Source organism: Rhizobium sp. 01L419 (assembly GCF_056400025.1).
Genome location: NZ_JBFTSM010000006.1, coordinates 231,220 through 254,337, shown reverse-complemented (window position 1 = coordinate 254,337; position 23,118 = coordinate 231,220). Strand labels below are relative to the sequence as shown.

Annotated in this window: 26 protein-coding genes; 13 read left to right on the top strand and 13 right to left on the bottom strand. The window is 60.0% G+C overall.

What is annotated here, in order from left to right:
* Window positions 1–73: 73 nt before the first annotated feature.
* A complete protein-coding gene (locus AC1DUP_RS14585) occupies window positions 74–964 on the top strand; it encodes a helix-turn-helix domain-containing protein (protein WP_115036983.1) in 891 nt (296 codons plus the stop codon).
* Here the strand turns inward: AC1DUP_RS14585 and AC1DUP_RS14580 are convergent.
* Window positions 961–1,821, bottom strand: a complete 861-nt coding sequence (locus AC1DUP_RS14580; RefSeq protein ID WP_113307843.1) for a TIM barrel protein — start codon at window positions 1,819–1,821, stop codon at window positions 961–963. The genes AC1DUP_RS14585 and AC1DUP_RS14580 overlap by 4 nt on opposite strands.
* 70 nt (window positions 1,822–1,891) lie before the next feature.
* A complete protein-coding gene (locus AC1DUP_RS14575) occupies window positions 1,892–3,262 on the bottom strand; it encodes an amidase (RefSeq protein WP_477832978.1) in 1,371 nt (456 codons plus the stop codon).
* A 273-nt stretch (window positions 3,263–3,535) separates the two neighbouring features.
* Between AC1DUP_RS14575 and AC1DUP_RS14570 the strand changes: the two genes are divergently transcribed.
* Together AC1DUP_RS14570 and AC1DUP_RS14565 are read left to right on the top strand one after the other, a co-directional pair.
* The gene (locus AC1DUP_RS14570; protein ID WP_113301763.1) at window positions 3,536–3,829 is read left to right on the top strand and encodes a hypothetical protein; all 294 of its coding nucleotides are present in this window, start codon (window positions 3,536–3,538) and stop codon (window positions 3,827–3,829) included.
* Between the two features lie 74 nt (window positions 3,830–3,903).
* Complete coding sequence (locus AC1DUP_RS14565; protein ID WP_113301681.1) at window positions 3,904–4,344, top strand: DUF1810 domain-containing protein; 441 nt, start codon at window positions 3,904–3,906, stop codon at window positions 4,342–4,344.
* 96 nt (window positions 4,345–4,440) lie between these two features.
* On the opposite strand, the gene AC1DUP_RS14560 is transcribed toward AC1DUP_RS14565, so the two are convergent.
* Entirely contained in the window at window positions 4,441–4,626 is a 186-nt protein-coding gene (locus AC1DUP_RS14560; RefSeq protein ID WP_113301680.1) for a hypothetical protein, read from the bottom strand.
* A gap of 86 nt (window positions 4,627–4,712) precedes the next feature.
* A complete protein-coding gene (locus tag AC1DUP_RS14555; RefSeq protein WP_477832977.1) occupies window positions 4,713–5,336 on the bottom strand; it encodes a TetR/AcrR family transcriptional regulator in 624 nt (207 codons plus the stop codon).
* Window positions 5,337–5,465: 129 nt separating this feature from the next.
* On the opposite strand from AC1DUP_RS14555, the gene AC1DUP_RS14550 reads away from it, so the two are divergent.
* Both AC1DUP_RS14550 and AC1DUP_RS14545 read left to right on the top strand, forming a co-directional pair.
* The gene (locus AC1DUP_RS14550; RefSeq protein ID WP_113307845.1) at window positions 5,466–5,681 is read left to right on the top strand and encodes a hypothetical protein; all 216 of its coding nucleotides are present in this window, start codon (window positions 5,466–5,468) and stop codon (window positions 5,679–5,681) included.
* 608 nt (window positions 5,682–6,289) lie between these two features.
* Window positions 6,290–7,138: an IclR family transcriptional regulator gene (locus AC1DUP_RS14545; RefSeq protein WP_113307846.1), complete on the top strand. Its 849-nt coding sequence runs from the start codon at window positions 6,290–6,292 to the stop codon at window positions 7,136–7,138.
* Between the two features lie 68 nt (window positions 7,139–7,206).
* Here the strand turns inward: AC1DUP_RS14545 and AC1DUP_RS14540 are convergent, their stop codons facing one another.
* Genes AC1DUP_RS14540 through AC1DUP_RS14515 form a run of 6 tightly spaced genes read right to left on the bottom strand, consistent with a single transcriptional unit; the run spans window position 7,207 to window position 12,248 of the window.
* Window positions 7,207–8,019: a c-type cytochrome gene (locus AC1DUP_RS14540; RefSeq protein WP_477832976.1), complete on the bottom strand. Its 813-nt coding sequence runs from the start codon at window positions 8,017–8,019 to the stop codon at window positions 7,207–7,209.
* Complete coding sequence (locus tag AC1DUP_RS14535; RefSeq protein WP_477832975.1) at window positions 8,019–9,641, bottom strand: b(o/a)3-type cytochrome-c oxidase subunit 1; 1,623 nt, start codon at window positions 9,639–9,641, stop codon at window positions 8,019–8,021. Before AC1DUP_RS14535 ends, AC1DUP_RS14540 begins: the two co-directional genes overlap by 1 nt.
* Window positions 9,631–10,188, bottom strand: a complete 558-nt coding sequence (locus AC1DUP_RS14530; RefSeq protein WP_113301674.1) for a cupredoxin domain-containing protein — start codon at window positions 10,186–10,188, stop codon at window positions 9,631–9,633. Before AC1DUP_RS14530 ends, AC1DUP_RS14535 begins: the two co-directional genes overlap by 11 nt.
* Window positions 10,188–10,355, bottom strand: coding sequence for a hypothetical protein (locus AC1DUP_RS14525; protein WP_477832974.1), 168 nt, complete (start codon window positions 10,353–10,355; stop codon window positions 10,188–10,190). Before AC1DUP_RS14525 ends, AC1DUP_RS14530 begins: the two co-directional genes overlap by 1 nt.
* Window positions 10,356–10,362: 7 nt before the next feature.
* Window positions 10,363–11,616 carry a c-type cytochrome gene (locus AC1DUP_RS14520; RefSeq protein WP_477832973.1) on the bottom strand — a complete coding sequence of 418 codons (1,254 nt, stop codon included), beginning with the start codon at window positions 11,614–11,616 and terminating at the stop codon, window positions 10,363–10,365.
* A gap of 8 nt (window positions 11,617–11,624) precedes the next feature.
* Window positions 11,625–12,248, bottom strand: coding sequence for a c-type cytochrome (locus AC1DUP_RS14515; protein WP_477833034.1), 624 nt, complete (start codon window positions 12,246–12,248; stop codon window positions 11,625–11,627).
* A gap of 117 nt (window positions 12,249–12,365) precedes the next feature.
* On the opposite strand from AC1DUP_RS14515, the gene AC1DUP_RS14510 reads away from it, so the two are divergent.
* Window positions 12,366–12,563, top strand: a complete 198-nt coding sequence (locus tag AC1DUP_RS14510; RefSeq protein WP_477832972.1) for a hypothetical protein — start codon at window positions 12,366–12,368, stop codon at window positions 12,561–12,563.
* 176 nt (window positions 12,564–12,739) lie between these two features.
* On the opposite strand, the gene AC1DUP_RS14505 is transcribed toward AC1DUP_RS14510, so the two are convergent.
* Window positions 12,740–13,609, bottom strand: coding sequence for a sigma-70 family RNA polymerase sigma factor (locus tag AC1DUP_RS14505; RefSeq protein ID WP_477832971.1), 870 nt, complete (start codon window positions 13,607–13,609; stop codon window positions 12,740–12,742).
* A 164-nt stretch (window positions 13,610–13,773) separates the two neighbouring features.
* Between AC1DUP_RS14505 and AC1DUP_RS14500 the strand changes: the two genes are divergently transcribed.
* Genes AC1DUP_RS14500 through AC1DUP_RS14485 form a run of 4 tightly spaced genes read left to right on the top strand, consistent with a single transcriptional unit; the run spans window position 13,774 to window position 15,974 of the window.
* Complete coding sequence (locus AC1DUP_RS14500; protein WP_477832970.1) at window positions 13,774–14,436, top strand: HAD family hydrolase; 663 nt, start codon at window positions 13,774–13,776, stop codon at window positions 14,434–14,436.
* Window positions 14,437–14,471: 35 nt separating this feature from the next.
* On the top strand, window positions 14,472–15,161 hold the full coding sequence (locus AC1DUP_RS14495) for a RibD family protein (protein ID WP_115036979.1): 690 nt from the start codon (window positions 14,472–14,474) through the stop codon (window positions 15,159–15,161).
* 46 nt (window positions 15,162–15,207) lie between these two features.
* Complete coding sequence (locus AC1DUP_RS14490) at window positions 15,208–15,513, top strand: hypothetical protein (protein ID WP_477832969.1); 306 nt, start codon at window positions 15,208–15,210, stop codon at window positions 15,511–15,513.
* 2 nt (window positions 15,514–15,515) lie between these two features.
* Window positions 15,516–15,974 carry a carboxymuconolactone decarboxylase family protein gene (locus AC1DUP_RS14485; protein WP_113301670.1) on the top strand — a complete coding sequence of 153 codons (459 nt, stop codon included), beginning with the start codon at window positions 15,516–15,518 and terminating at the stop codon, window positions 15,972–15,974.
* A gap of 24 nt (window positions 15,975–15,998) precedes the next feature.
* On the opposite strand, the gene rhaI is transcribed toward AC1DUP_RS14485, so the two are convergent.
* Both rhaI and AC1DUP_RS14475 read right to left on the bottom strand, forming a co-directional pair.
* Window positions 15,999–17,291, bottom strand: a complete 1,293-nt coding sequence (gene rhaI, locus AC1DUP_RS14480; RefSeq protein ID WP_477832968.1) for an L-rhamnose catabolism isomerase — start codon at window positions 17,289–17,291, stop codon at window positions 15,999–16,001.
* 63 nt (window positions 17,292–17,354) lie between these two features.
* Window positions 17,355–19,451, bottom strand: a complete 2,097-nt coding sequence (locus tag AC1DUP_RS14475; protein WP_113508259.1) for a bifunctional rhamnulose-1-phosphate aldolase/short-chain dehydrogenase — start codon at window positions 19,449–19,451, stop codon at window positions 17,355–17,357.
* A gap of 195 nt (window positions 19,452–19,646) precedes the next feature.
* On the opposite strand from AC1DUP_RS14475, the gene AC1DUP_RS14470 reads away from it, so the two are divergent.
* The 3 genes from AC1DUP_RS14470 to AC1DUP_RS14460 all read left to right on the top strand — a co-directional run bounded on the left by AC1DUP_RS14470 (window position 19,647) and on the right by AC1DUP_RS14460 (window position 23,110).
* The gene (locus AC1DUP_RS14470; RefSeq protein ID WP_477832967.1) at window positions 19,647–20,459 is read left to right on the top strand and encodes a DeoR/GlpR family DNA-binding transcription regulator; all 813 of its coding nucleotides are present in this window, start codon (window positions 19,647–19,649) and stop codon (window positions 20,457–20,459) included.
* A 47-nt stretch (window positions 20,460–20,506) separates the two neighbouring features.
* Window positions 20,507–21,502, top strand: a complete 996-nt coding sequence (rhaS, locus tag AC1DUP_RS14465) for a rhamnose ABC transporter substrate-binding protein (protein WP_477832966.1) — start codon at window positions 20,507–20,509, stop codon at window positions 21,500–21,502.
* A 72-nt stretch (window positions 21,503–21,574) separates the two neighbouring features.
* Complete coding sequence (locus AC1DUP_RS14460; RefSeq protein ID WP_477832965.1) at window positions 21,575–23,110, top strand: sugar ABC transporter ATP-binding protein; 1,536 nt, start codon at window positions 21,575–21,577, stop codon at window positions 23,108–23,110.
* Window positions 23,111–23,118 lie beyond the last annotated feature (8 nt).

The following is a 23,118-nucleotide window of genomic DNA, read 5'->3' as shown; positions in this document are numbered from 1 at the left end:
TCGCGCCCGAAGCAACAATGGACTTTCCCACCTAAAAATTGCACAAATCGAACATTAGAATGGAAGGAAACTCATGATGACGCATGTGCCGACCTATGAGCTCTATGGGGAAACATCAGGCAATGAACCTGATTTTTGGCTGCATTGCGAAACGATTCCCTCACGCAGCAGCCTGCACCATTGGGAGATCAAGCCGCACCGGCATGCAAGTTTCTTTCAGATATTGTACATCGATGCCGGCGCCGGCGATGCAGTCTTCGGAGAGCGGAGCCACGCGATCCAGCCACCGGCAGTCGTCACAGTTCCTCCGGGCCTAGACCACGGCTTTCGTTTCTCGCGGGATATCGACGGCCTCGTCATCACAATGCTGAGCGCCAATCTCAGCCATCTTCCGGGCGACCGCAGCAGGCTCGGCGAGTGGCTTGCTGTGCCGCACCTCACCCCGCTCGATCCGGAAGATCCCGACGCCGCCTATCTCATGCAGAGCCTCAAGCGGCTGGGCGAAGAATATCGCAACAATCGCAGCGGCCGCAGTGAGCTTCTCGCCTCCTATGTCGATATCGCGCTCAGACTGACGGTGAGGATTTCCTACCAGGAGGTTGCCAGCCAGTTCCCGGCCGATGAAAACGAGCGGCGGATGGAGCAATTGAATGGCCTCATCCAGCAGCACTTCCGCTCCCACAAGCCGGCTTCCTTCTACGCCAGGGAAGTCGGCGTTTCACCGACGCACCTCAACCGCATCGTCCGCTTGATGACGGGAAGGACGGTCCACGAGCTGATCGCCAGCAAGCTCATCGACGAGGCCAAACGTGAACTCGTATTCACACTCGCGAGCATGCAGGAGGTCAGCTATCGGCTGGGCTTTGCCGACCCGGCCTATTTCTCCCGCTTTTTCCTCAAACATGCGGGCGAGACGCCCAAGGATTGGCGCAAGCGGGAAAAGAACAGGCTTGAACGAGCCTAAGCCGTGCGGCGCGCCGGCGCGTCCTGCAGGAATTCCTCGATGAAGCGCTTCTGCAGGAGAATGCCATCCCACTCGTCCGCAAAGAACGGCGAGTCATAGATCAGCGTGTAGGGTCCTGCATAACCGGCCTTCTCGCACATCTCCAGGCAATGGCGATAATCTGCAGCATCGATGCCGGAAGCATCATAGTTGGCTTTGGCATGGCAGATTTCCGCACGCCGCATGATATCCGCAAGGCCTTCGTATTTTCCGGGTGCCGCCCAATTTCCGAGGTCACCATTCAGACCCACCTTGCCGCCGATCTCGTCCAGCAGCCAGTTCATTTCCTTCGGCGACGGCAAAAGGGCAAACCAGTTTTCGGTAACGACGCGCACGCCGCTTCCCTCCGCCTGTCCCGCCAGCCATTTCAGATGCTGCGCGGAGCGCGCAAGGTTTTCCTCAACAGGCGCCTGCTTGCCGGCGATAACGCGGATGCGCTCGGCACCGAGAGCCTTTGCGATACCGATCCAGCCGGCAATCCAGTCTATGTCGCGTTCTGCCGTCTCGGCGTTGCTGGGATCGCCGTCTTCGACAAGCAGCGTCTGGAAAAGAATTTCGGACGCCTTCAGCGCATCGCGCATTTCACCAAGGTAGGAGGCGTCAAGGCTCGGCAAATGGAAGGAGCAGACCTCCAGCCGGCCAAGCCCACGCTCGGCGAGCATGCGCGGCACTTCGAGCAGGCTGACCGTGCCCGGCCCGTAAGGCTCCTGGCGCGCCGCGCTTTTCTGCGGATCGGGGCTATAGGGGTAGGTTGCACCCAGCATCCGGTGAAGCGACCACGTGGACACCGCAAACCGGCCGTTCTGCAAAGCCTGCATCTTTCATCTCCTCCCATTTCCTCGGGAGGACATTGGCAAGAATGGCGGGCGGCATCAAGCCCGCAATCACCTAGATCCGGTCATCGCGGATGACCGCTTCGGCCGAAAGCGAAACGGCAAGCAGCGCTTCGTCACGGTTTGCCGGTGCCGACAACAGGAAACCGACCGGCATATCCGCCTCGCCGCGGCCGCAGGGAATGGAGACGCCGCACCAGTCCAGGAAATTACCGAGCGCAGTATTGCGTAGCGTCTTGCCGTTCGTCGCAATGAAAAGCTCATCGTCGCGCTCCAGCGCTGCGATCGGCGGCGCCACATGGGCGACCGAAGGAAAGGCGATCAAGCGGTTACCGACCAACCGTTCGACATCGGCGATCATCCGGGCACGCGCAGCAAGAATGGCGATATAGTCAGGCATGCTGGTTTTCTCGCCCAGGCGCGTGCGCATGACGACGCGATGGTCCATGCGTGCGGCCTCCTGTCCCGCCAGCCGTTCGCGATGGAGAGCGAAAGCTTCCGCAGTGACGAGAGAACCATATTTTGCCATCAGTGCCAGGATCTCATCGAAAGCCGGGATTTCGATCGGACTGATATGGGCACCTGCGGCACGCAGGCGCGCGACACCACCTTCAAAGGCTTCGGCCACGCCGGAACCCAGGCCGTCGAACACGACATTCCCGGGGATGACGATCTCCACGCCCCGCAGGGGCTGCCGAGTGATGGCGGACGCCGTCAGTCCACGCATGGCAGCGTCGATCCAGACGGCGTCCTGCACGGACCGGCAGAGGGGGCCAAGCGAGTCGAGGCTCGTCGAAAGCGGGTAGACGCCTTCCATGGCATAGCGCCCGCGGGTGGCCTTGTAGCCGACAATACCGTTCAGGGCGGCCGGAATACGCACCGAGCCGCCGGTATCCGTGCCCATTGCAACCGGCACCAGGCCTGCGGCAACAGCCACGCCGGCGCCGGAGGACGAACCGCCGGGGATACGTGGCTCATCCTTGCTGGAGGGATTTTCCGGCGTGCCGTAATGCGGATTGATGCCGAGGCCGGAAAAGGCGAATTCGCTCATATTGGTGCGGCCGATGGCCACCATCCCGGCATTCTTCAAGGTCGTGACGATGGCGGCATCCTGTTTGGCAGGCGCATTACCCGCCAGAACAACCGAACCCGCCGTGGTTGCCATGCCCTCAATGTCGAAGAGATCCTTCCAGGCGATTGGAATGCCGTCGAGGACGCCGAGGGAACGTCCGTCGCGAACGCGCTTCGAAGACGCGTGTGCTTCCTGCATCGCCCGCTCACGCAACAGGACCGTGAAGACAGCCCTGTCGGCGTATTGATCGATCCGGTCGAAAAGCGCCTCGGCAATAGCCACAGGATCGGCTTTGCCGCCCTGGATGAGAAGAGAAAGCTGAGCGATCGACATCGCACCGAAAGAAAGGGCCATGAAGGAGAGTCCTGTGGAAAACAAATAGGATTTACCGCCTATCATTTCGCGCGACCAGCCCTTGCACAGCTTTTCACGATGATTGGTACGATTTTGTGAACACTGAGTTTGATTTAGCCCTCTTCAATTTACCGCAATTAAGACACACATGCGGTGCTGCACGCGGGAAGCGGATAGGCGCGCCATTAGCTTGCCTTCCCAAGCCGTATCCCGGTGCATTGCAGGAGACTTGAAATGATACAATCTGAAACTTGGACCTCCGGTCACCAGGATATGGTGCACCAGCATGTGAAGGAGGACGTGAGCTACGGCGAAGCTGAACGCGACTACGCCGACCACGTCAGCGCACAGAAGCTGTCGGTCCTGGAGCGGATCGTGGTCGTCGGCGCCCTGGTACTGCTGAGCTTTGTAGGCTTCACGGCACCATCGGCACAAACGACAGCGACCGATCCGATGACCACTTCAGCCATTGAAGAGGTTACTCCTCCGGGTGATAGTCTGGTGTCGCACCATCAGCGCTACGGCCACTGCCGTGAAACGAGCCCCTACGCAGACAAGGTCTGCTAAGAGCCAGCGATTTTCGCCGGGCATGGAAATCTTTCGTCTGACGTGCATGAGAAGCATAGGAACGGAAAAGAGCCATGGCCGGTGACGTAGATTACGACCTCCACCGCTTCATCGAAGCACAGAACGGCATATACGAACAGGCTCTTGCAGAGCTGAAAGCCGGTCGCAAGCGGTCCCACTGGATGTGGTTCATTTTCCCCCAGATCGCCGGTCTCGGGACATCTTCCATGGCGGAGAAATATGCCATCCGCTCTGCCGAGGAAGCGTCATCCTATCTCGCCGATCCAATCCTCGGCAGCCGCCTGTTGCGTTGCGTCGAGGCAATCCTTTCCATCGATGCCCGCAGCGCCCATGATATCATGGGCTCCCCTGATGATTTGAAGCTGCGCTCGTCTATGACCCTGTTTGCTGCGGTCAGCGATCACGGCTCGCCGTTTCACAAAGCGATCGACCATTTCTACGATGGAAAATTCGACGAACGGACAATTTCCATACTTAGCGCCGGCAACACCTAAAGCGCCGCGATCTTTCTGTCTCGCTCCCGACGCTTTAAGTCCCTGTTTTCAGCATGTCGGCATCGCAAAACCGCTGCACACTTTAGGCGACTTGCTCTAGCCCCGCGAATGCTCCAGCGCCGTAATCTCGTCGGAGATTTCCTCGATGCGCTGTTTCAATTCGTTTTCCGTGCCGTCGTCCACTTCCTCTTCGCCGAAGCAGTAGCGTGCATCATATAATTCGAGCTTGGCTTCGAGCTCGGCACGTCTGGCATATAGACGCCGGAGATAAGCGTGATTCATCTCTGCCTCCAGATTGCTCGCAGATCAGCAGAAAACGGCCGCGGAACCCCAAGGTTCCCCAGCCTGGGTTCCTTGGCAGCCGCAAGTCAGCCGAAGGCTGAAATCGCCACGTTGCAAGCTTTTTCGAAATGGCAGGAACAGCCGCCATCCGCCATGGCTTGGCGGGTAACCCGCGCGCCTTCAAGCAGCAGTGTCAGCGTGTCGGCAAGAAGCTCCGGCTCACGTGCGCCGGCCGCCAGGCACAGGGCCGCAAGCCGGTTGCGTTGCATGGCCTTGTGGCGCTCGATCAGTTCGTGCGCCGGATGGCCCTCGCCCTTGAGTTCGATGGCCGCATTGGCGAGATCGCAACCTGCGGGCTCGCCGTTCAAACAGTGAGCCCGATCTTCGACCCAGGCAAGCAGCTGACCGCGAGCATCGCCGGGATGGGCGGCTTCGAGATCGCGCCAGATCTTCTCGGCCTTATCGGAGGCGCGGCGCAACGTCTCGCAGACCAGCTCATCCTTGGAGCCGAAATGGCGGTAGAGCGTCATCTTGTTGGTAGCAGCCGCATCCGCGATGGCATCGACGCCGATGCCGCGAATGCCGCGTTCACGGAAAAGCTCCGAAGCGGTCGAAACTATACGCTCCCTCGGAGGGATTCGATCGTCTGAAGCGGCTGCGGAGGTTTCGTTCAATTTTTCTGATTTTTTCGCGGACAGAGTCCTTGACATCGATGTGACCGATCGGTAACAAATGCATTGTTACTTACCGGTAACACCACTCTCCGCAGAAGTCAACGCCGGAGCGTTTGGCAGCAGGAGTGGAACACGGGCGACCGCCCACGAAAGGAGGACCGTACCATGAGAAAGACCAGAGAAGATTTGACCATTTCAGAAGCCCTTCGCGACCCGCTGATCGCCATGGTGCTCCGCGCCGACGGCGTAAAGCTTGAAGATTTCAAGCAACTCCTTGAGGTGGCTGCCCGTAAACGCGAGCCGCGTCCCTCCACGGCGAGCGATATGATCGGGTCCTTTGCCAGCCGCGCCAATCTGCCGGCGATGCCCTGCTTCGGCTGATCTGACCGCTGGCACCATAAGGCCCCGATCGGCACTGGGGATAAGCCCTGTTCCCAGACGGGCTGCCGCTATAAACAGGCGGCAGCCCTTGCGACGTGCAATCGTTGCGTTCCATGTCGCCAGTGCTCCTGTAGTGTTCTGGAACAATCAATTCTGAAATCTCTCCCAAGACGATGCGACGCTCGCCGCCGGGGACGCCGTCCTCATAACGGCGCCACCGGCGGTGGCTTCGGCAAGCCGCAAAAAGCACCGGCTTGCCACCGCTGACCGCAATGCCCGGCCGGAGACATAGCCCGCATCCGATCAGCCGGTATCTGCTCTGATGGGACAAGAACTCGGGCTGCGGCTTGTTGTTCCGGTCCCGCGCTGAGAACTGCTCCACGTCGGGGGATGGCAAGAGGCTCGCAGACCCCCGCGGCGCCTTCAACACTCGACAGAAAATCCTTCAGTCCCTTCCCGATCCAGCAATTTCAACGCTCGGCCACGTGCGGCTGGCTGCGTTGGCAAACGGCATCGCGATGACCGGCCGGAGATTTTATCTCCGAAGATTTTGGGATTTGCTTCGCAAGCAGCTATGCCATAGTAATGTAACAGGTTGGCATGGTAATATGAGGTACGTTGAATTGGACGGAAAGACATCGCCCGCAATCCACTCCGAAGATGAAGGTCCCGCTGAAGAGGCTGGCACCAAGGGCGCCCGCCGCGCCCGCGTCAGCGGTATCGACCGCGCGCTGCAGGTGATCGACCACCTTTACGAGACGGGATCGCCGGCCGGTGTCTATGCCATCGCCAAGGCTGTGAAGGCGCCGCTTTCGACCGTCTATGTCATCGTCGACGATCTGGTCGAAAAGAACATGCTGACGCGCCAGTCCGACGGCTCCATCTGGCTCGGCTCGCGGCTCTACCATTACGGCCTTGCCTATGCCCGCTCGCTGGACTTCATGAGTGTGGCTACGCACGAAATGCACGACCTTTGCCGTCAGGCTGGCGAAACCGTTCAGGTTTGCGGTCGTGACGGTGATTTCATGCTGGTTCTCGCCATGGCCGATGGCCCCAGCCATTTCCAGGTCGCCTCGCGTGTCGGTACCCGCGTGCCCCTCAACTGGACGGCGTCCGGTCGCCTTCTGGTCGGCCATCTACAGGAAGACGAGCGCATCGAGCTCTTCAAGCGCTGCGCCCGCTCTTCGCCGACAGGGCGCGCCGAAATCGACGCAGCGACTTTGTCCGAATCGGCGGGCAAGGCCTTCGAATCGCGCCTGTCGATCCAGGCGGGTGAATCCGATTATGCGGTCGCCTGCATCGCCTCACCGATCTGCGATCGTGAGGGCCAGTGCATTGCCACCATTTCCATCGTTCTGCCGGAGCAGAAGGCATTTTCGGACGAAAGCCACTACACCGCGCATGTGCGCAGCTCCGCCGAACGCATCGAAAAGCTGATGGGCTGGCGCGGTCACTGAGCGGTTGCCTCAAACGGACGTGCGCCCCTGCTTCCTGACCCTGGCAGGCGGCGGCGAAGCGAACGACGTCATTCCGCCGCGGCGAAGGGCGGCTCCTTGTTCGCATAGTACTTCGCTGCCTCATCGATCTCTTCCGGCGTCATCGCGCGGGCGACATTGCGCATTTGGCTGCTGATGTCGTTCTGCCGCGACCCGGATACAAAGGCCATGAGCTGCGTCTTCAAGTACAATTCCGACTGGCCTTCGAGCCAGGGACTGCCGAGCTTGTTCTCGATACCGCCGTGACACGAACCGCAAGGCGCAACGCCGCGTGTCGGCGCGCCGCTGGCGACGATCCTCGGCACCGGATTGCTGCCCGATGGATGGAAGCCCGGAAGCCGCGGCAGGTAGGAATAGTAGGCAGCCAGATCCTGCATGTCCTGCTCGGTCAACTTTACGGCAAACGGGCTCATGACGGCGTTGACACGCACGCCGTCCTTGAAGTCGCGAAGCTGCTTGTAGATGACGCTCGCATACTGCCCCGCGAGGTTGGGAGAATCCGCACGGCTGATACCTGTCGGGCCGTGACAGATCGCACACTGTTGAGCCAGCGTTGCTCCGCGCCCGATTGCCTCGTTGTCCCGCTTTCTCGGCACCGCCGTCGCGACCTTGACCAGCGACGTCTTGTAGTCTGGCTTGACCGTCTCGGAAGGCGCTCCTGGCTGAGGTAATCCGGCGGCCCGGCAGATCGAATCCCAGATGCTGGCCACCTGCTCTCTTGCCTCAAGACGCGGCAGAAGCACGAAACCAAGACCCGCTGCGATAACGAAAATGACGACCGTAAGGGTCACGCTCATGACCGTCCACCTGTTGCGGAACCTGATCAGCTTGTCACCTGCCATCATCGTTCTCCGACATAGACCGCCGGTACGGACGTATCGTCCCGCACGGCAAGCTGCAGGATTGGATAGCCGTAGTTCGTGATGGTCAGCCCGACCATCAGGGCGATCCAGAGACGGTAGCTGTTGAGCGCCGCTGGCACCCTGGTGGGCGGATGAACGGCGATTGCGAAGCGATATTCCTCGGGTTGCCGCGGTACTGCAAACTGCGTCCGGACCAGAATGGCGATGAACAGGAGGCCGGAAGCAACGAGAATGAAGCCGCCGAAGGCAGAGAACACGACTGACAACGCCTCGTTGGCAAGCGCCGGGTCCGTGTAGTCGAAGAACGACATTCGCCGCGGCATGCCAAGGATGCCGACATAGTGCCAGGGAAATGTCGTCACGATCATTCCGACGAACCAGAGCCAGAGCTGCAGCCTGACAAGCCCGAGGCTGACGAGCGGGCGGCCGGTCAGATGGGGCCAGAGATCATAGGCGATGGCAAAGTACATGATAACGATCGCGCCGCCGAAGATGAGATGGAAATGCCCGGTAATCCACTGCGTGTTGTGGATCGAGGCATCCAGCTGGTAACTCATGTTGATGAGGCCGCCCGCACCGCCGAAGCCGAGCATGATGAAAGAGAATGTCACCGCCAGCATCATCGGATTGCGCCACGGCAGCACCTTCAGCCAGCCGAATATGCCCTTGCCGCCTCGTGCGCGGGCTGCAATCTCCACCGAAGCGCAGATGGTAAATACGGTAAGTAGTGTCGGAAGTGCGACAAGAGCGGTGAAGGCGGAGTGGATGAATTTGAAGCCAGCTCCAACCTGCGGATCGGCAAAAGCGTGGTGGATGCCGATCGGCATAGCCACAACCAGGAACAGGATGAATGAAATCCGAGCCATCGTATCGCTGTAGATCCGCCCGCCGATCGACCGCGGAACGATCGTGTAATAGGCGATATAGGTGGGCATCAGCCAGAAGTAGACGATCGCATGCAATGTCCATGAGAAGAACACGCGGGCAAGGCCAGCATCGATCGTCGACCTGAAGCCGAGCGCTACCGGAAGGATCTGCAACAGAAGTTCGAGCGCCGCCCCGACGGCGGTCCAGCCCCAAAGATACGATCCGGCAACATTGGCAAACATCGGCAGCGGCACCGGGGCGCCGGGATTGGCCTTCTTCCAGATCCCCAGATTGACGGACATCAGCGCCACCCAAATCCAGGATCCGACGACGACCATCACGACACCGAGGTAGTAGAAGGGGCTACCGATCAGTGGCGGGTAAAAGGTGTAGAGAACGGACGCCATCCCGAGCGCAACCGGGATCATCGCGACCACAGAGCCGACGGCGATCAGCCAGAATCCCGCCCACGCCCAGCGCACGCCGATGAGATTTTGCTTCAGGGAAGACTCGCTGATCGCATATCCGAAGGCCATCGCCAACAGGGTCGGGAACACGTAGCCCATGACGGTGCCGTGCGCCGTCAGCGAGCGGTAATACCATTCCGGATTGTTGACCCAGGGAGAAAGCGGGCTGCGGACATACATCTGCCAGGCACCGAGCAGCAGAGCCACGCCGAAGACGGCAAAGGCGAGCCAGAAGTGCGCGATAATCAGCCTGCGATTATGGAGCACAGGAAAGCCTCCTCTTGTCTGCCATTTCCGAAAGGAACTGCTGTTTGTCCACGACCTTCACCCTTGCCCACATGCCTTCGTGGCCGACGCTGCAAAACTCCTGGCAGGGCATCAGATGGTCGCCGGGCGCTGCAAAGCTCGCCTTCTGGATCGACACGTAGCCCGGCACGAGCATCGTATTGATATTGGTGCCCTGAATGAGGAAACCGTGCACGACGTCGGCGCTGGTGGCCCGAAACGTGAGCGGTGTCTCAGCCGGCACCACGATGCAGGGCGGCGAGAAGGAATATTGCTGCCCGATCGCGCGCACCGTCACGGAGCCGTCGGATTCGACGGCGCTGCCGAGATTGGATTCGATGAATTCGCCCGCCAGGTGGATCGTGGTGGGATCGATTGTCTCGACGGTCGTCTGCGGCATCGTGGCGTTGTGGATGCCTGCGAAAGCTGCCATCCCCGCCAGAAAGACGATGATAAGGACCGCAACGGTTGCCCAGCGTCGCTCGACGCGCTCTGAGACCGCCGCTGCCTGATTATGCATATCGGTCATCAGCCGCTCCTGGGCACGAATACGAGCAGATAGAAAAGCAACCACATAAGAACGACGATCGCAGTCGCTATCCCCGCGACGACGACGGCACCATGCGGTCCCTCGGCAACGATCCTCTCGACGAGGGCGTCGTCGGGAGCATCTGAAGGATCTTCCGAATTGATCATGACGTCCTCATTGGAGTGGAGCGGAACGAAGTTTGTTCGCCTCGGACGCGCTGACCGGCGTGCCGCGATTGCCCCAAGCGGTCCTGATGTAGGACACCACGGCGGCAACCTCGTCGTCCGACAGCGTCACGGCAAATGGCGGCATTCCGTGCGGCATGGGGTTCTTTTCGGTCGCAGGCGGATAGCCGCCGTTGAGCACCATACGTATCCCGTTCACTGCCGATTCCATCTGGATCGACTGATTGCCGGCCAGTGGCGGATAGTGCGGCGGTCTGCCTTCGCCGCCCGCGCCATGACAGCTCGCACATTGCTTGTCGTAAACCGCCTTCCCGAGACTGATGAGAAGACTTGCCTCCTGCGTTCTGACGGATGTCCGAGGCGGCGCAGGCTCATCCTGCGCGATGCTCTTCAGATAAACGGCCATCGCCCGGATGTCCTCATCCGTCATATACTGGAGACTGTTGAAGACCACCTCCGCCATCGGGCCATAGACGGCGCCACGCGTCGAGACGCCTTTCTGCAGGAGGTCGGAAATCTCTTCGATCGACCAGTCGCCCAGCCCCGCCTCCTTGTTGGACGTCAGCGACGGCGCATACCAGTCCTGCATCGGTATCAGCCCGCCCTGAAAAGCTTCCGACTCGCGACTTCCTCCGAGCGCATTGATCGGGCTATGGCACATGCCGCAATGTCCAAGGCCTTCCACCAGGTAGGCGCCCCGGTTCCATTCCTCGGACTGCTTAGGGTCCTGCGTGAATTCGCCTTCCTTGAAAAAGAGCGTTCTCCATCCGAGAATGAGGGAGCGATTATTGTAGGGAAAGTCGAGCTCGTGCGGACGGTTTGGTTGATGGACAGGCGGGATTGACTTGAGATAGGCGAAGATCGCATCACTGTCTTCGCGGGTCACCTTGGTATAGGACCCGAACGGCATGGCTGGATAGAGCAGCCCCCCGTCGGGGAAACGGCCGTGGTGCATCGTGTTGTAGAAGTCGTCAGCGGACCACGCGCCAATACCCGTCCCGTCCGGCGTGATGTTCGACGTATAGATGGTGCCAAACGGCGTCGGCATGGCGCGTCCGCCCGAGAAGAGCTTTCCCTCCGGTGCCGTATGGCAGGCGACACAGTCCCCGGCGCGGGCGAGATATTCGCCCTTTTTGACGACATCGGAGGAGTTGTTCGGCTGTGGAGACTGTGCTGCGACGGGCGAAAGGGCTGCCACAAGCGCCACCATCGACGACAGAACAAGGGCTGGCAGAATTCTCATATGCGCGCTCATGGCTTGTTGCCCTCCGGCTGGCTGCCACATGCGAAGGGCAAGGAATAGGATCCGGCAGAAGACGGTGCGGGATCGGCGGGCTGCGGCTGATTGGCGAGATAGGCTGCGACGGCACGCACGTCATCTTCCGTGAGATGTCCCGCGACAATCTGCATGCAATCAGGCGCGATTGCCGTGCGCGTTCCATAACGCCATCCACCGAGCTGAGCGCTGATGTAACTCGCCCGTAGTCCGAGAAGGCCTGGAATGCCAGGCGACTGCCCCGTCAGAGCGCCGCCATGACAGCTCACGCAAGCCGGGATCGATCGGTCGACGTCGCCCTGCGTGACGAGCGCATGGCCGTGATCGAGCACCGCCTGGCTGACATCGGGGGGCGATTGTTCGGGCAGCGCCGGCCGCTGATCGGCGAAATATTCTGCGAACTGCCGCAGATAATCGTCCGTCAGATATGCGAGCAAATAGTTCATCGGCGGGTATTTGCGCCTGCCCGACTTGAAGGCTTCCAACTGATTGAAGAGATACCCGGCCGGCTTGCCGGCGAGCCGGGGGAAATAGGGGTCGTTCGTGCCTTTCCCTTCCACGCCATGGCACGGCGTGCAGGCTTGAACGCGCTCCGACATATCGGCTGGGTAGGCTTTGGCTTCCTGGGCAGACGCCAGGCTTGCGCCCAGGAAGAAAAGACAGAATGCCAGGAAGATTTCTCGTATGCGCACTACGTTTCTCCGAAGCACAATCACGTGACAGTGAAAAATCTTGATGGGGATCGTACCCCGAAAGAAATTACATCGGTGAGAGGCGTGAAACTGCGCCCGATCCGCGTTGAATCAGTAGCTGCATTCGAAGGCTCCCGCCTTGACAAAAGTCAAGAAAGTGCGGCGAAGCGCTTGATATTAGCGATTTTGATGGATGCTAGTGCGGTCGAAGTGCTGACCTAGTTTTGCGGCCTAGCAATCCTCCTTTTTGAGTTAGGGCCGCCTCATGGCAGTGTTGCCAGACAAGGCTTTTATAGTCCTTGGTTGTGGGCACTGGATCTTCGTGCGTCGCTGCAGGGTGCCGGCAGGCGACCTGATCGGAAGCCACCTGTCTGAAGAAACTCACCGCTTATGATCGCTCAGCCTTCGAAAACCGAATAACCGATATCACGCAGATGATTCTGGTCGGCGATAGCATCGATCGCCGAGATCCTGTCGCCGTCAAAGCTCAGCGCCAGCACGACGCGCAACTCGCCCTCGATGAAGACGACGAGGCGGACTTCCTCATCGACAAGGGCGACTTTCGCCGATGTCGCCCGCCCCTTGAAGCTTTCGGCGATGACACCAGCGCCGCGAAGCGGCACCACATTACCCAGACGGGTCGCAGCCGTATCCGGTCGGAAGACGGCATCCGGCGCGAGGACCGCAATCAGCCCCTCCAGATCGCCATTGCGGGAGGCGATGAGGAAGGCTTCGGCTATGCTGCGCTTATGCGCGAGATCGATATCAGGCGTTTCCGGCTGCCCCTGCACCCTGCGCCGAGCGCGGCTGGCAAGCTGCCGGGCAGCGGCAGCGCTTCGCCCGATCACCGCAGCGATCTCCTCGAAGGGCAGTTCGAACATGTCATGCAGAACGAAGGCGACGCGTTCGGCAGGCGAGAGAGTTTGCAGCACGACGAGCAGGGCGATGCCGACCGAATCGGCAAAGGCTGCTTCGTGCTCCGGATTGCTGGCGATATCCGCGATCGCACCATGCGCCGGCAGGTCGAGCGGCTCTTCGCGTCGCGTCTTGCGCGAACGGAGCATATCCAGGCAGATGCGTGCCACGACCGTCGTCAGCCAGCCGCCAAGATTATCGACGCTGCCCCTATCCGACCTTGTCAGGCGCAGCCACGCCTCCTGCACCGCATCCTCAGCTTCTGCGCGGGAGCCGAGCATGCGGAAAGCGACGGCCCGCAGCTGCCCGCGGTTCGCCTCGAACTCACCGGCCAGCCATTTATTCTCGTCCATCAATCCACTCCAATCCTGTTGCATCAAAGGCCATGACGAACGGAAACCGGACGATGTGACAGGTGCGCCATCGTATCAAGTCCCCGCGAAGTTTGGCTCATGACTTGACCTGCCGCGTTTTTCATTGGCTGATGGTAGGCTGATCCCTCCCTATGGTGTTTTCCATGTCCCCCCGATTTAACAGTTCCAAACAATATGCCGCCTTCCTCTTCGACATGGACGGCACGATCCTGAGCTCGATTGCGTCGGCAGAGCGCGTATGGGGACGCTGGGCCGAACGGCACGGGCTGGATGTGGAAAAATTCCTGCCAATCATGCATGGATCGCGCGGCATCGACACGATCAGGCGGCTGAACCTTCCGGGTGTCGATGCAGAGGCGGAAGCGGCACAGATTACCGAGGACGAAATCCGCGATGTCGAAGGCGTCGTCGCACTTCCGGGTGCTGCCGATTTCCTGGCGTCCCTGCCGCCGAACCGGTGGACGATCGTCACTTCCTCCCCGCGTCGCCTTGCGGAGCGTCGGCTTGAGGCAGCCGGGCTCCCCATGCCCCAGGCTATTGTGACTGCCGAAGATGTGACCATCGGCAAGCCCGACCCGCAATGCTATATACTCGGCGCCGAAAAGCTCGGTTTTGCAACGCATGAATGCCTGGTCTTCGAAGACGTCGAAGCTGGCGTGAAGGCAGGAACGGCGGCGGGCGCCGATATCATGGTCATCACCGCGGCCGGCCACAAGCATTCGCTGCAGGGCTATCCGGAAATCGAACATTATGGCGACGCTTCCGTTCTCATTTCTGACAGCGGTCACCTTTCGATCAAGTTCTGATCGGCCTGCCGCACACCGCCGGAAAGGACTCGCCCATGAAACCGGAAATCGTCTGTCTGATGATGTCGTCGCTCGATGGCGGCCTGCATCCGAGCAAATGGACAGAAAGCCCCGATGGCGGCCGCAGGGAATGGACGGCGCTCTATCAGAAAGCCCATGAAGATCTGCAGGGTGATGCCTGGATCGTTGGCCGCGTCACTATGGCCGAAATGGCGAAGGGAGAGCCGCATCCGCCGCAAGCAGCGGGTTCAGCAGAACGGCCAAACCATTTTGCCGATCGCGAGGCAACCAACTACGCGATCGCCCTCGACACCTCTGGCAAACTGCATTTCACGCGGCCTGACATCGATGGCGACCATGTCGTTGTCATTCTCGGCAGCGACGTGCCGGACACGCATCTTGCCGAGCTCGCAGCCGACGGCATCTCCTACATCGTCTCGCCATCCCCCGAGATCGACCTGTCTGCAGCACTCGGTGTACTGGAGCAGGAACTCGGCATTCGCAAGCTGCTGCTCGAAGGCGGAGCCGCGATCAACGGCGCCTTCTTTGCCGCCGGGCTCATCGATGAGTTTTATCTGCTCGTCGCTCCGGCCCTGGATGGCAGTGGCGGCCAACCCGTCGTTACTTTCGACGGCGGATTGGCGGGCAAGACCCGGCTATCGCTGATATCGGCAGAAACGAAAGACAACGGCGCCGTCGCCCTGCGCTATAAAGTCCACGCCTGACGCGCATGACGGATGGCCGCGGCTGCGAAGCGCTATGTCCTGCCCCATGAGCACCGCCGATCCGGATATCATCATCGCCGGTGCAGGAGCCGCCGGGACCGGGATTTCGTGTCGTTTCAGCGGTCGGCTGCGTCGTGGAACCGGCAACGTGCCTGATAACCCGCTTGCCGTCGAAGCGTGGGGCAAGCCACAGGATATCGACCAGATGGTGCGGTCGTTCCCGGAATCCGGAGACGTCCATTTTTTCCTGCCTCAGTCACATTGCCTTATCCTGATGCGTCAACTCCATGACGACCGAAAGCCGGCAACCGGCCGGCTCTGCGTCAAACGGAATACGTTATCAGGAGATTGAACATGCAAGAGAGAATGGGAAATCCAGCCCTCGTCATCCCGGAAGCCATGCAGGCCCTGAATGCCCTCGGCAAAATGCCTGTTGCGGCCGGACTTGCGCCGGGATTCCTGGAAATCGTCTATCTGCGCGCCAGCCAGATCAACGGCTGCAGCGTTTGCATCGACGGGCATTGGCGCATTGCCCGCAAACACGGGGAGACCGACGAACGGCTCTTTGCCGTCGCTGGCTGGCGCGAGGCGCCTTATTACAGCGATGCCGAACGCGCCGCCCTCGCGTTGACAGAGGCCCTCACCCGTCTCAGCGACCGCGCCGACCCGGTATCGGATGAGATCTGGGACGAATGCACGCGCCATTACGATGGCAAGAGCCTTGCGGCGCTCGTCATCGCAATCGCCAATATCAATGTCTGGAACCGCCTGAACGTCGCCACCCGGCAGATTGCGGGGAGATGGAAGCCGTGATCCACGGCTTCCATTTCGTTCAGATCAGATAATACCACCGCCGCCGGCAACCGAGGCGGGACGCTCGGCGGCGACTTGCCTGCGGTAGCCGCTGGCGCGGTAGGTAGCGATCGGATCGATCGCACCGCCCTTGCGCCGGCGGGCTTCGGCAAGGATCGGCTCGACATCGGCACGGTAGGCACGCTTCAGCGTCTCCGTCGCCATCAGCGCGTCGTTATCGTCCTGGAAGCCGGCGAGCGCCTTGCGGTCGACGAGCAGGGCCTGCGCGTAAGCGCGGCGGATTTCGTTGGCGCTGTTGATCAGGCTTTCGATCGGGTCGGTCACGTTGTGCGACTGGTCGATCATATGAGCGGGATTGAAGTCGTTGACGCCGCGCTGCTCGGCATCGACAAGCTCGTTGAAGACGAGGAACAAACGGTAAGGCTCGATGGAACCGGCATCGAGATCATCATCGCCATATTTGGAATCGTTGAAATGGAAACCGCCAAGCTTGCCGAACTGAATCAGGCGGGCGACGATCATCTCGATATTCGTATTCGGCGCATGATGACCGAGGTCGACCAGGCACTGGGCCTTGGGGCCGAGCGTCTGGGCAATCAGATAGTTGGTGCCCCAGTCCTGGACGATCGTCGAATAGAAGGCCGGCTCGTACATCTTGTGTTCGGAAAACAGCTTCCAGTCGTCCGGCAGCGCCTTGTAGATATCCGCCATGGAGGCGAGATAACGCTCGAATGCCTTGGTGAAATTGCTCTGGCCGGGGAAGTTCGAACCATCGCCAATCCAGACCGTCAGCGCCTTGGAGCCGATTGCCTTGCCGATCTCGATACATTCGAGATTGTGCTCGACCGCCTGGGCGCGTGTTGCCGCATCGGTGTGGCTGAGCGAACCGTACTTATAGGACTGCGCCTGTCCCGGTGCGTCGGAAAACGTATTGGAATTCATTGCATCGAAGCCGAGCCCGAGCGCTTCGCCCTTGGCCTTCAATTCCTTGGCGTCCGTCTTGTCCCATGGAATGTGCAGCGAAACATTCGGGGTCGCGCGCGTCAACTCGTTGATAACCGAGCAATCATCGAGCTTGTCGAAGATGCCGCGCGGTTCGCCGGTGCCGGGAAAACGGGCAAAGCGTGTACCGCCCGTGCCGACACCCCAGGACGGCACGGCCACGAAGAATTCCGACACCCTTCTGGTCACCGCATCAATATCGATGCCACGGCGAGCAAGATTGGCGCCGAGCGCTTCATAATCGGATTTGAGCGCAGATGCGCGCTTGTCGTTTTCCTGCGCAATCAGATCCTGCGCGATCTTAAACTCGGCCATGAGTTCCTCCCGGTACTTTAGCGTGAGAAGCGGCGGGTATGACACCCGCCGCAAAAGTTGGGCTTAGCGCGGGAAGCTCTGAACGTTGCCCGCATCGACATTGATGATATTGCCGGTCGACTTGGCAGAAAGATCGGACGCCAGGAAATAGACGGCTTCGGCGATGTCTTCCGGGAACACGTTGAGCTTGAGCATCGAACGCTTGCGGTAATGTTCTTCGAGATCATCCACTTCAATCTTGGAAGAAGCCGCACGCTGCTCGCGCCATTCGCCGCTCCAGATCTTCGAGCCGCGCAGGACGGCGTCGGGATTGACGGTGTTGACGCGGATGCCTGCGTCCGCACCTTCCAGCGCCAGGCAACGGGCAAGATGAATTTCGGCAGCCTTCGCCGTGCAATAGGCGGCAGCATTCGGCGAAGCGGCAAGGCCGTTCTTCGACGCGATGAAGACGACGTTGCCGCCGAGGGCCTGGCGGCGGAACAGCCGGAAGGCTTCACGAGAGACGAGGAAATAGCCGGTCGCCAGAATGTCGATATTGCGGTTCCACGTCGAAAGCTCGGTCAATTCGATCGGTGCCGAAGAAGCGATGCCCGCATTCGAAACGAGGATATCGATGCCGCCGAATTCGGTGCAGGATTCGGCGAAGGAAGCGATAACGGCATCTTCCTTGGTCACGTCGAGCTTGACGGCGCGAACCGCGTCGGCACCATATTTCTTGACGAATTCTGCTTCCGTCGCTTCAAGTGCTGCCTGATCGATATCGGCAAGCACCACGCAGGCACCCTCGCCGACGAGACGGGCAGCCGTCGCCCGGCCGATGCCGCCGGCGCCGCCGGTGACGAAGGCAACCTTGCCGGCAAGGCTCTTCGGCTTCGGCATGCGCTGCAGTTTGGCCTCTTCCAGCAGCCAGTATTCGATATCGAAGGCTTCCTGCTCCGGCAGGCCCTGATATTCGGATACGGTCGAGGAACCGCGCATCACGTTGATGGCGTTGACGTAGAATTCGCTGGCGATGCGAGCCGTCGCCTTGTCACGGGCAAAGGACAACATGCCGACACCAGGCACCAGGAAGATCACCGGATTGGCGTCGCGCATAGCCGGCGAATTGTTGTGCTTGCAGCTGTTGTAATAGCGGGCATAGTCGGCGCGGTAGTCTTCGAGCGACTTGTCGAGACCGGCGACGATCGCATCGACATCGGGCTTGGCCGGATCGAAATCGACAATCAGCGGGCGGATCTTGGTGCGCAGGAAGTGGTCGGGGCAGCTGGTGCCGAGCGCACCGAGAGGGCGCAGGCTCTTGGAATTGACGAATTCGAGCACGGCATCCTGATCGTCGAAATGACCGAGCTTGCGCTCCTGCTTGCCGATGCGGCCGCGGATTTCCGGCATCAGGCGGGCGGCGATGGCGCGACGCTCGGCGACCGGCAGGCTTTCGACGACTGCGCCATCGAAGATCGTCTTGCCTTCGGTCTGGCCGGCAAACCACTCGATTGCCTTGTTGATGATATCGAGCGTCAGCTCGTAGCAAGCCTTGGCATCATTCGCCCATGTAAACAGGCCATGGCTTTCCAGCACGACACCCTTGGCGCCAGGGTTCGCCTTGACGAAGGCTTCAAGATCGAGACCGAGCTGGAAGCCCGGACGGCGCCAGGGCAGCCAGCCGATGTCGTTACCGAAGACCTGCTTGGTCAATTCCTTCGAATTCTTGGAAGCGGCAATCGCGATGATTGCGTCCGGATGCATGTGGTCGACATGCGTATAAGGCACGAAACCATGCAGCGGCGTGTCAATGGAAGCCGCGCGGGCATTCAGGTTGAAGGTGCAATGGGGCAGGAAGCCAACCATGCGGTCTTCATCCTCGACGCCCTTGTAGATGCCCTTCAGCGCTTCTAGCTTGTCCTGATAAAGCGTGGCAAAACCATCAAGCTTGATCGTGCCTACATCGCCGCCCGAACCCTTGACCCAGAGAACCTGGACCTTGTCGCCGGTCAGGGGATCGGTTTCCATGACCTTGGCAGATGTATTGCCGCCACCATAATTGGTGATGCGCTTGTCGGCGCCGAGCAGATTCGAGCGATAAAGAAGCTTGCCGGGTTCATCGAGTCCCGCCGCGTAAGCATCATCCCACCGGTTGTCGAGAAGTCGAACCTTTGCCGCCATATCATCCTCCCATTAAGGCTTCCAGAGCACTCCGGTGAGCGCTCGTTTCGGTCTCGGTATCGCGCATCGAAATGCAGCTTGTCAATCGAAAACGATCAAATTCGATTATGTTGCATCGCAGTATGAAAAATTATGATCGTTTCTGATTGACAGCTTTTAACGGATAAGAAATAAATATGACACGGGAGGAGCCCAATGCACGAACGCGAACGCCATCGCATCATTATGAGCGCTGTTCAGGAGAAGTCCGTCGTCACGATTCAGGATATTTCTGAACTGACGGACGCTTCCGAGGCGACAATCAGGCGTGACATCGCGGCTCTTCATGTGCAGGGCAAGATACGGCGCGTTCGCGGTGGTGCAGAAGCAGTGCACCCGCCGCAGCTCGGCAATCTTGCCGGCCGCCCGTTCAGAGTGTCAGAATCAGTCAACATCGATAAAAAGCGCGCAATTGCGCGCGCAGCGGTGGATCTGTGCGAGGCCGGCGACGCGATTATCATCAACGGCGGCACAACGACCTTCCAGATGGTTCACTATATGGCCGGTCATCGCATGCAGGTCATGACCAATTCCTTCGCCATTGCCGAGCATCTGGTGAAGCATTCGAAAAACACTGTGACAGTTCCGGGTGGCGCGATCTATCGCGAGCAGAGCCTGATCCTGTCGCCTTTCGACAACGATGCGATCCGCAATTTCTATGCACGGCGCATGTTCATCGGCGCACAGGGCGTCGGACCGCTCGGCATCATGGAGGCGGATGCGCTGATCATCCAGAGCGAACAGAAGCTGATGCATCAGGCCGACGAACTGGTCGTCATGGCCGATTCCAGCAAGTTCAATCGCCGGTCGAGCCTCATTCTGTGCGCGCTCGACCGTGTTTCAACAATCATAACCGATGACGGCATCGCCGATGAGGCGGCCCGTATGGTCGAGAATGCAGGCGTCCGGCTCGTTGTTGCGAGCTCGATGGCGCAGGCAGTGAAGGAGGATTCCTCGTCGGTCGCATGAGGCGTCGGCGAGGTGTGGAAGTCTAAAACTCAGTGGGAGGACATGACATGAAACTTGCAAAGACACTTGCGATCGGCGTGGCGTTTGCCGTCGCCATGATGGCCGGCGCCGCAAGCGCCAAGGACATCAAGATCGGCCTCGTCGTAAAGTCGCTCGGCAACGGCTTCTTCGACGCCGCCAACAAGGGCGCTCAGGAAGCGGCCAAGGAACTCGGCGGCGTAGAAGTGATCTACACCGGCCCGACGAGCACGACGGCCGAAGGCCAGATCGAAGTCATCAACTCGCTGATCGCTCAGGGCGTCGATGCCATCGCCATCTCGGCAAACGATCCGGACGCTGTCGTTCCGGCTCTGAAAAAGGCTGCCCAGCGCGGCATCAAGGTCATCTCCTGGGATTCCGGCGTTGCTCCGGAAGGCCGCATCCTGCAGCTCAACCCGTCGTCCAACGAGCTGATCGGCAAGATGTGCCTGACGCTCGTCAAGGATCATCTTGACGGCGGCAAGGGCGACTTCGCCATCCTGTCGGCAACGACGACCTCGACGAACCAGAACATCTGGATCGACCAGATGAAGAAGCAGCTCAAGGACTTCGCGGGCCTCAACCTCGTGACCACGGTTTACGGCGACGACCTCTCGGACAAGTCCTATCGTGAAGCCGAAGGTCTTCTGAAGTCCAACCCGAACGTCAAGGTCATCGTCGCTCCGACGACGGTCGGCGTTCTGGCTGCTTCCAAGGTCGTTGAAGACAAGGGTCTGGTGGGCAAGGTTTACGTCACCGGTCTCGGCCTGCCTTCCGAAATGGCTGGCGCGATCAAGTCTGGTGCGACGAAGGAATTCGCCATCTGGAACCCGATCGACCTCGGCTATTCCGCAACGCAGATCGCCTATCACCTGGCAAAGGGTGATACCGATGGCAAGCCGGGCAGCGAAATCGAAGCCGGCCGTATGGGCAAGATCAAGATCGGCGACAATGGCGAAGCCGCTATGGCCGACCCCTTCGTCTACAATGCCTCGAACATCGACCAGTTCTCTAAGGTCTTCTGATTTCAGGCATTCAGAACAGACACCCGGCGGCTTTGCCGCCGGGCTTCTCTTTCGATGGTGGTAAGCTTGCTGATGACCCCTGCCCTTCAACATCCCGTCGCGGACCAAAAAGCCGATGACGCTGCCGCCATTCTGGAAATGCGCGGTATCTCGCAGATCTTTCCGGGCGTGAAGGCGCTCGATAATGTCAGCATCGCGCTCTATCCCGGCAAGGTGACGGCACTGATCGGCGAAAACGGCGCCGGCAAGTCGACGCTCGTCAAGATCCTGACTGGCATCTATCGCCCGAACGAGGGCGAGATTGTCGTCGATGGCAAACCGGTGTACTTTGCGACGGCGCAGGCCGCCATCGATGCCGGCGTGACCGCCATTCATCAGGAGACCGTGCTCTTCGACGAGCTTTCGGTCGCCGAAAATATCTTCCTTGGTCACGCGCCACGCACCCGCTGGCGCACCATCGACTGGAGCGAGATGAACAGCCGCGCCAGGACGCTGCTGACCTCGCTTGAAAGCAATATCGATCCGACGATCCGCCTGAAGGACCTCTCGATTGCGCAGCGCCATCTCGTGGCGATCGCCCGCGCCTTGTCGATCGAGGCCCGCATCGTCATCATGGACGAACCGACCGCCGCGCTCTCGCGCAAGGAAATCGACGATCTCTTCCGCATCGTCGAAGGCCTCAAGGCAAGCGGCAAGGCCATTCTCTTCATCAGCCACAAATTCGACGAGCTCTATGAGATCGCCGACAATTACGTCGTCTTCCGCGACGGCCGCGATGTCGGCCACGGAAAGCTGAAGGAAACGCCACAGGACGAAATCGTCCGTATGATGGTCGGCCGTGATGTCGAAAACGCCTTCCCGAAGATCGATGTGGCGATTGGCGGCCCGGTTCTCGAGGTCGAGAAATACTGTCATCGCACCGAATTCCGCGATATTTCGCTGACGCTCCGCAAGGGTGAGATCCTCGGCATTTATGGACTGATCGGCGCCGGACGCTCGGAGCTTGCGCAATCTCTCTTCGGTATCACCAAGCCGCTTTCCGGCAGGCTTGTTCTCGAAGGCCGGGAGATTTCGATCAATTCACCACAGGACGCCATCCGCGCCGGTATCGTCTACGTGCCGGAAGAGCGCGGCCGCCACGGCCTGGCGCTGCCGATGCCGATCTATCAGAACATGACGCTGCCCTCTTTGACGCGCACCTCGCGCAAGGGCTTCCTGCAGGCGGCAGACGAATTCGCGCTCGCCCGCAAATATGCAGAGCGGCTCGATCTGCGCGCCGCTGCCCTCTCCGTGCCTGTCGGTACTCTGTCGGGCGGCAACCAGCAGAAAGTCGTCATCGGCAAATGGCTTGCCACCATGCCAAAGGTCATCATCCTCGATGAGCCGACCAAAGGCATCGATATCGGCTCAAAGGCCGCGGTCCACGGCTTCATCAGCGAACTTGCGGCCGAGGGTCTTTCCATCATCATGATCTCCTCCGAACTGCCCGAAATCATCGGCATGTCGGACCGCGTGCTTGTCATGAAGGAAGGCCTGTCGGCGGGGCTCTACGAGCGCGATCAGCTTTCGCCGGAAGCGCTGGTGCGCGCGGCGACCGGAAATGCATGAGGTGACGA